Annotated in this window: 6 protein-coding genes; 4 read left to right on the plus strand and 2 right to left on the minus strand. The window is 36.3% G+C overall.

Features of this window, described 5'->3' with window-relative positions:
* A partial coding sequence (locus ACUTSE_RS17850; RefSeq protein WP_445641233.1) for an RHS repeat-associated core domain-containing protein occupies window positions 1–1,393 on the plus strand: 1,393 nt, incomplete at its 5' end.
* A 397-nt stretch (window positions 1,394–1,790) separates the two neighbouring features.
* Here the strand turns inward: ACUTSE_RS17850 and ACUTSE_RS17855 are convergent.
* Window positions 1,791–2,618 (minus strand): DUF4197 domain-containing protein, encoded by an 828-nt coding sequence (locus ACUTSE_RS17855; RefSeq protein WP_445641234.1) that lies wholly within the window; start codon window positions 2,616–2,618, stop codon window positions 1,791–1,793.
* A 30-nt stretch (window positions 2,619–2,648) separates the two neighbouring features.
* Complete coding sequence (locus tag ACUTSE_RS17860; protein ID WP_445641235.1) at window positions 2,649–3,182, minus strand: DUF7935 family protein; 534 nt, start codon at window positions 3,180–3,182, stop codon at window positions 2,649–2,651.
* Window positions 3,183–3,302: 120 nt separating this feature from the next.
* Here ACUTSE_RS17860 and ACUTSE_RS17865 point away from each other — a divergent pair, with 120 nt between their 5' ends.
* From ACUTSE_RS17865 to sucC, 3 genes are all read left to right on the plus strand, one after another.
* A complete protein-coding gene (locus tag ACUTSE_RS17865; protein ID WP_445641236.1) occupies window positions 3,303–5,645 on the plus strand; it encodes an ATP-dependent helicase in 2,343 nt (780 codons plus the stop codon).
* Window positions 5,646–5,673: 28 nt separating this feature from the next.
* Window positions 5,674–6,294 carry an L-threonylcarbamoyladenylate synthase gene (locus tag ACUTSE_RS17870; protein ID WP_002992249.1) on the plus strand — a complete coding sequence of 207 codons (621 nt, stop codon included), beginning with the start codon at window positions 5,674–5,676 and terminating at the stop codon, window positions 6,292–6,294.
* Between the two features lie 147 nt (window positions 6,295–6,441).
* Window positions 6,442–7,635 (plus strand): ADP-forming succinate--CoA ligase subunit beta, encoded by a 1,194-nt coding sequence (gene sucC, locus ACUTSE_RS17875; protein WP_006264963.1) that lies wholly within the window; start codon window positions 6,442–6,444, stop codon window positions 7,633–7,635.
* Window positions 7,636–8,281 lie beyond the last annotated feature (646 nt).

Consider the following 8,281-nt stretch of genomic DNA (forward strand, 5'->3'; position numbering starts at 1 on the left):
TGCGAATAATCAACTGGTCAATCAAACCGTAGCAGGAGATCAGAATTGCCAGCTGTATTACCGCGCAGGGGAACTGGTCAATCAAGTACTGGTGGAAGAGGATAAAAAAGTGCGTTGGATTAAAAGTGGAGCAACGTGTTTGGCGGTCAACGATGATCAGGACGTTATCTTAACGGCAAATGGTCAGAATGAAAGCTTGTTGTGGTCGGTGAAAAACAGTGATTCGCAGGGAGAATTACACCAATATGGAGCGTATGGACAGGGAGAAGCAGAAGAATATCTACCTGCTTATAATGGGGAGCGAAAAGACCCAATCAGTGGGCATTACCACTTGGGCAATGGATATCGTTCGTATAGCCCCGTCTTGATGCGTTTTACTTGTCCCGATAGTATGAGTCCGTTTGGAGCGGGTGGAATCAATGCCTATGCCTATTGTGCAGGCGATCCGATTAACCTCATTGATCCTTCGGGGCACAGTGCTATGGGAACAGCGGGGTTGTTCTCCGGAGGATTAGTCACGCAGGGATTGGGCCGATTAGGTGCAGGCGGAGGAATTGCTTTAGGGATTATTGGAATTGTTACTGCTGTTGCTTCTATGGGAATGTCTTTAGCTGCGGTAGGTGCAGGTGTGGCAGGACTCTCCCTTGTTTTAAGCTTAGCTTCTGATGCCGTAGGAGTGGCGAGTATTGCAACTGCTAAGAGTAATCCCGAGCTATCGGCTAATTTAGGTTGGGCTTCGTTTGCTTTGGGATTAGCGAGTGGTACGCCTACATCCCAAAAACGACCTAATGTGAAAATTTCATCAGGATACACGGCTGCCAATCAGGAATATAGTTTAGGAACCAATAGGTCTTATAGTAATGGTCTATGGAATGTTGAATATACAATCATGTCTCCTCATGATGATCATCAATCAAATGTGTTGTATATTAATGCTCACGGAAGAACTTTAATTGATGTTGAAGGTATAGATAATACATTTGAAACTTCTAAAACACTTCATCATTATACATCTGAAGGGCAAAATTTAGTAGGGAGTTTTCAACATTGGATTATGGATAGAGCTGATGTTTCACATGGTTCAGTTACTATGCCTGGCAGTAGAGTACGCAATATGATTTTAGGATCACCTTATGTTGGAGTTTATAGAGATTACTTGGTTCCTATTTCACCAGAGAACTTTATGTTGTATAGAGAGAATTATAACCTTTCTGCAAAAGATAGTGTAATATACACAATGAAAAGTATAGATGTGCGAATGGAAAAATTTGGACATATGCCATTTCATGTATTAATGATATCAGGCGATGCTCCTATAGATCTTAGAGCACTTTTAGAATCTTTACCTGAAAATTATACAGAAATACACATATTTGCTTGTCGAGGCTATTAAATATGGGTTATATAGTAAAAACATTAGTAAATCTAGATAGTTTACTAGTTTCGTAACGTAGTAAGAATTCTTCGTTTCGAGATTACAATGTTCTAGTAGTAAATATTTTAAATAAATAGAATAAATAAACGAGTTGAACTAGTAGAATGGATAAAAAAGCGCATTGGATTTTTCAATGCGCTTTTTTGTATCAACTAACCTTAACTATTTCTTTTATGAAATCAAATATTTATGAAGCAAATATCCTATTTCTTTGTGAATGATAAATTAAGACTAGGTTATGTTTATGTTGCTTTTACCGCTTTGTTTTTTCTATTTGTAGTATTCTCTTGTTAGGGGATGCCTAAGTCTTAATAAAAAGCTAGAGATGGATAAAGCAAAAAAAGAAACCTCAAGTTTACTTTCCAAAAAGATCCAAGATACTTTTCTTTTTCTCTGTGGAAGTTTCCGTTTTCTTCGTATTGTCCTTCGTGTTTTTCTTGGTAGAAGTGGAATTAGAAGAAGTATTGGCTGTATTATCTTGTTTGCCAAATACATCCTTTAATAAAGTAGTAGAACGAGAATTGTCTTCGTTTCCTCTAATTTTATTTTCTTCTACAGCAATCATTGTAAATACCCCATCCATCGTTTTCTCCGTTACATAATTCGTCAAATTGGGATCAACAGGTGAAACCAATGGTAAGCTATTGTATTTTGTGAAAATACCTTCCCAAACTTTTGTTGCGCCAACTTGAGATAAAGACTCTTCAATTACAGGAGCAAATTTCCCTGCCAATTGTTTAGAAGTCTTTTCTTTTAAGTAGGTTGTAGCGGATGATTGACCTCCCAATAAGATGTTTTTTGCATCGTTAAATGTCAATTCTTTAATGGCTTGTACGAAGATAGGAGTAGCCTCTTTTACCGCGTCTTCCGCTGCTCTGTTTAGTAACTGTAAACCCTGATCTGCTACACTGCCCATTCCCATAGAACGAAGTGTTTTATCTACTTTTTGTAACTCTTCTGGTAACATGATTTTTACCATTTCATTCTTAAAGAATCCATCAGGTTTTGCCAATTGACTTACTTGTTCTTGAATTCCTTTATCTAAAGCTTCTTTAAGCCCTTTTCCAATTTGATCTTGGGATAAATTTCCCAATACATTCCCCAATTTACTTTGTGCTTGAACCGTGTAATGGGTTCCTAAAACACCTGCTAATAAGCATGCGCTTATTAAAATTCTTCTCATACCTTTTTAATTTGTTATTGAACTGATTTACTATAAATTAGATACTGTCTCTTCCTTAATTGCTCGAAGTAAAATATCCACTTTATTTTGGATTTTCAACGACTCATTAAGTAAGAGGTTTTGATACAACATCGCTGAAGTTGCTTCTGGCAATTTCGAGGTTTGTTGAATGGTTGTAATAAGGGCGTTTTTGGTATGCACAACAATAGCCCATAGTTCTGGTGAAACATAAAGCTGTTGCGTAACATTGTATTCATATTCTTGCTCTAAATGCTGAACCAACAAATGAGCGTAAGCTTGGGTATCTGTACTTAAGGGTTGTACTCTCAAAATTAATTTCTTTAAATCGCTTCGCTCGGCATAAATCACCAGCCGTTCACAGGCCTGTAACTTAAGCGCTTTGGTGTCAATACCCGTCTCTTTATTGGAGAGCTGCGCAAGGATAAAACGATCTCTTTGGGTCTGTTTTTCTAAGATCTTTTGAAAAAATACATAAGCCAGTCCCGCTACAATTAAAGCAGGTAGTACATACTGAAGTGAAGTAAGTATAAAGTCGAGATTCATACAATATAAATTTGAACAAAAGTAAGAATTATTGTGAAAGATAAAAACGCTTTAATGCGAACAAAACTTGCTATAAACTAATAGTAGTTGTAATTTTGGCTTTTTACGGTTTTAGACACTATGCAAAGTTATATCGATCAACTTAATGAAGCTCAAAGAGCACCTGTATTACAGAAAGATGGCCCCATGATTGTGATTGCTGGAGCAGGTTCAGGAAAAACAAGGGTATTAACCTTGAGAATCGCCTACTTGATGCATCAAGGTGTGGACGCTTTTAATATTTTATCACTAACCTTTACCAATAAAGCAGCACGAGAAATGAAAAATCGTATTGCTCAAATTGTAGGGAATAGTGAAGCCCGAAACCTTTGGATGGGAACATTCCACTCCGTTTTTGCTCGTATTTTACGTGCAGAAGCAGATCATTTGGGCTACCCTAGTAACTTCTCTATTTATGACTCTCAAGATACTCAGCGTTTAATTGGGCAGATTATCAAGGAGTTACAGTTGGATAAAGACGTGTATAAACCCAAAGAAGTGGCAAGTCGTATTTCTACTTATAAAAACAACTTGGTAACGGTTAAAGCGTATTTCAATGACCAAGAACTACAAGAAGCGGATGCCATGAGCAAACGACCGCGTATTGGTGAAATTTACGAACATTATGTAGAGCGTTGCTTCAAAGCTGGAGCAATGGATTTTGATGATTTGTTGTTGAAAACCAATGAGTTGTTGACTCGTTTTCCTGATGTTTTAGCTAAATACCAAGACCGCTTTCGCTATATTTTAGTGGATGAGTATCAAGATACGAATAACTCTCAATACTTGATTGTACGTGCTTTATCGGATCGCTTTCAAAATATTTGTGTAGTAGGGGATGATGCGCAAAGTATCTATGCCTTCCGTGGAGCAAATATCAATAATATTCTAAACTTCCAGAAGGATTTTGACAACGTTCAAACCTATCGATTAGAACAAAATTATCGCTCTTCTAAAAATATTGTAGAAGCAGCGAATACCATTATAGATAAGAATAAAGTTAAGTTAGAAAAGGTCGTTTGGACAGACAACGATTTTGGCCCTAAGATTAAAGTTCATCGTTCTTTAACCGATGGAGAGGAAGGCCGTTTTGTAGCATCAACTATTTTTGAAGAAAAGATGCAAAATCAAAAAAACAACAGTGATTTTGCTATTCTATACCGTACGAATGCACAATCTCGTGCTATGGAGGATGCCTTGAGAAAAAGAGATATTCCATATCGTATTTATGGAGGATTATCCTTCTATCAACGCAAAGAAATTAAAGATGTATTAAGCTATTTGCGCTTAATTATCAACCCAAAAGATGAAGAAGCTTTAGTGCGTGTAATCAATTACCCTGCACGTGGAATCGGGGCTACAACCCTCGATAAATTGACGATTGCAGCCAATCACTATAAGCGTTCTATTTTTGAAGTGATGACGCATATCGATAAAATTGATTTGAAAATCACAGCGGGAACAAAAAATAAATTGACTGATTTTGTCAACATGGTTAAGGCTTTTCAGGCGTTAGAGGAAACGAAAGACGCGTATGAAATGGTAGAACATGTAGTGAAAAAGACCGGATTAGTACAAGAGCTACGCAAGGATACCACTCCAGAGGGAATTACGCGTATGGAAAACATAGAGGAATTACTCAATGGTATCAAAGACTTTATTGAAGGACAACGCGAAATTGATGGGGCTAGAGGTGCTTTATCCGAGTTTTTGGAAGATGTAGCTTTGGCAACTGATTTAGATAAAGATACTGGAGATGATGATCGTGTGGCTTTAATGACGATTCACTTGGCAAAAGGATTAGAGTTTCCAACTGTTTTCTGTGTGGGAATGGAAGAGGATTTGTTTCCTAGTGCTATGAGTAGCAATACTAGAACGGAATTAGAAGAAGAACGACGATTGTTCTATGTGGCCTTAACGCGTGCTGAACACCAAGCGTATTTGACTTATGCACAGTCGAGATATCGCTGGGGCAAATTAATCGACTGTGATCCGTCTCGTTTTATTCAAGAAATTGATGATCAATACTTAGAGTTTTTAACCCCTGTAGAAACGAACTATCGCTATACACCTAAAATTGATGCAGATATTTTTGGAGATGTAGATAAAAGCAAGTTGAGATTGGCGAAGCCAGTTAATGGTACACCACCTGCTTATTTGAAAAATAATGAAGAACCTACATTAGATCGAAATATCCGAAAATTGAAACCTGTTAATGCCGCTTCAACAACAAGCGGTAAAGGGGGAGACGCTTCTAACAGTGGTCTTGTAATAGGGCAACGCGTGATGCATGAACGATTTGGACAAGGGGTAATCTTAAATCTGGACGGAGTAGGAGCAGACCGCAAAGCTGAAATCAATTTTGATGTTGGTGGAATAAAAAAACTATTACTTCGATTTGCGAAGCTTCAAGTTTTAGCGTAAATTGTATAAAACAATAAAAATCAACGATATGGCACAGTTTGTGAAGATTTATCCGGAAAATCCAAATGAAAAGGAGATTAATAAGGTGGTAGAAGTTCTGCGTAATGGAGGATTGATTATTTATCCAACGGATACCGTATATGGATTAGGTTGTGATATAACAAATACAAAAGCATTAGAGCGAATTGCTCGCCTAAAAGGCATCAAATTAGAGAAAGCGAATTTTTCTTTTGTGTGTCATGATTTGAGTAATATCTCAGATTATATCAAACAGATTGACACATCAACATTTAAAATCCTCAAAAAGGCACTACCAGGTCCGTATACCTTTATTCTTCCAGGAAATAATAACCTGCCGAAGGAGTTTAGGAAAAAGAAAACGGTGGGAATCCGTGTACCTGACAATAATATCGCAAGAGAAATTGTACGCAAACTGGGAAATCCTATTGTTTCTACTTCTATTTATGATGAAGATGAAATTTTAGAGTATACAACAGATCCTGAATTGATCTTAGAAAAGTGGGACAATAAAGTAGATTTAATTATTGACGGGGGATATGGTGATAATCAAGCGTCTACCGTTATTGATTTGTCCGAATTTGAACCTGAGATTATAAGAGAAGGAAAAGGATCAATTGATATTTTCTAAATTAGAGGAACAAAAATCAAATATTTTTTAAATTTAATAAAGTCAAATCCAAGAATAAATGGGACATATGCAGAATTAAATTAGGGAAATTCAAACCTAATTATTATTTTTGTATCTGTTTATTTTTAAAGCTAAACGTATTACACTATGAATTTACATGAATTTCAAGGTAAAGAAATATTAGCTAGCTACGGAGTTAGAGTACAACGTGGTTTAGTAGCTAACAACGCAGATGAAGCTGTTGAAAAAGCAAAACAACTTACAGAAGAAACTGGTACAAGTTGGTATGTAGTAAAAGCTCAAATCCATGCTGGGGGAAGAGGTAAAGGAGGAGGAGTAAAGTTAGCTAAAAACTTAGATGAAGTAAAAGAGCTAGCTGGAAAAATCATCGGAATGGACTTAATTACTCCACAAACTCCACCAGAAGGAAAAAGAGTAAATAGAGTATTAGTTGCTGAGGATGTATACTATCCAGGTGAAAGCGAAGTTAGTGAGTTCTACATGTCTGTATTATTAGACCGTGCTAAAGGTAGAAATATGATTATGTATTCTACTGAAGGTGGAATGGACATCGAGGAAGTTGCTGAAAAAACGCCACACTTAATCTTCAAAGAAGAAATCGATCCTGCTGTAGGATTACAAGGTTTCCAAGCAAGAAGAATTGCATTCAACTTAGGTTTATCAGGTAATGCATTCAAAGAAATGGTTAAATTCGTTGACGCATTGTACAATGCTTACATCGGAAGTGACTCTTCTATGTTTGAAATCAACCCAGTATTAAAAACATCTGATGATAAAATTTTAGCTGTTGATGCTAAAGTTACAATCGATGACAACGCATTATACAGACAAAAAGTATATGCTGAGTACAGAGATATCACAGAAGAGCGTCCAATCGAAGTGGAAGCTAAAGAAGCAGGTTTAAACTATGTGGATTTAGATGGAACTGTTGGATGTATGGTTAACGGTGCTGGTTTAGCAATGGCTACGATGGACTTAATCAAATACGCAGGTTTTGAACCAGCAAACTTCTTAGACGTAGGAGGAACAGCAGATGCTAAACGTGTTGAAATCGCTTTCCGTATTATCTTAAAAGATCCAAACGTAAAAGCTATTTTAATCAACATCTTCGGAGGAATCGTTCGTTGTGACCGTGTTGCTCAAGGAGTTGTAGATGCTTACAAAAACATGGGTGACGATATTAAAGTGCCTATCATTGTACGTCTTCAAGGAACAAATGCTGAATTGGCAAAAGAATTGATCGATCAATCAGGTATGCCAATCTTATCAGCTGTAGCTTTCCAAGAAGCAGCAGACCAAGTAAAAGCAGCTTTATCTTAATTGATTAGAAGTGATGGGAAAGAAGAAAAGAGTGGATTTTCTGATTAAAGAGAGATACGCTTCTTCTAATGAATCTTAGACTATCACAACAATATATAAAAAAGCAGTAAACGAAAGTTTACTGCTTTTTTTTTTTGGACTAAAATGATTTAGAATTTACAATAACACGTTTTGTTGATGCTAAGCTTAATTTAATTCTTAAATAAATGCTATTCTACAGATAATTTTTTTCTGCTAAATCTTAGGGGATCGAAAAGCTTATTTCATTTGGATAAAATAAATCCTGTTTTTTAAAAACATGTTGATTTGTTAATTTACTTTGGTTTTGATCTCTTGTTTAAGAGGGTTAAAGGAAGGGTTGATAGAATAACTTTTTACTTTTAAAATGTTTTATGATGCTATCATAGCGATTATTAACATGTTTGATGAAAGAAAAAAGGGCGGATGAATGAAGTGAAGAATTAGAAAATACAGCGGTGTTTTTTAGTTTAATTGTATCGTTGAGTATGTGTGATGATTGCTGTTTTGCATAGGAAAAACGAAGTGATTTAACCTTAAAAACCAAATGCTTATGAAGGATTTTTTTACACAAAGTCAGAATTTCATTGGTTCTCAACAAACGGGAATCGATCCAAGAACGGGTGCT

Source organism: Myroides sp. TSA_177.3 (genome assembly GCF_052691955.1).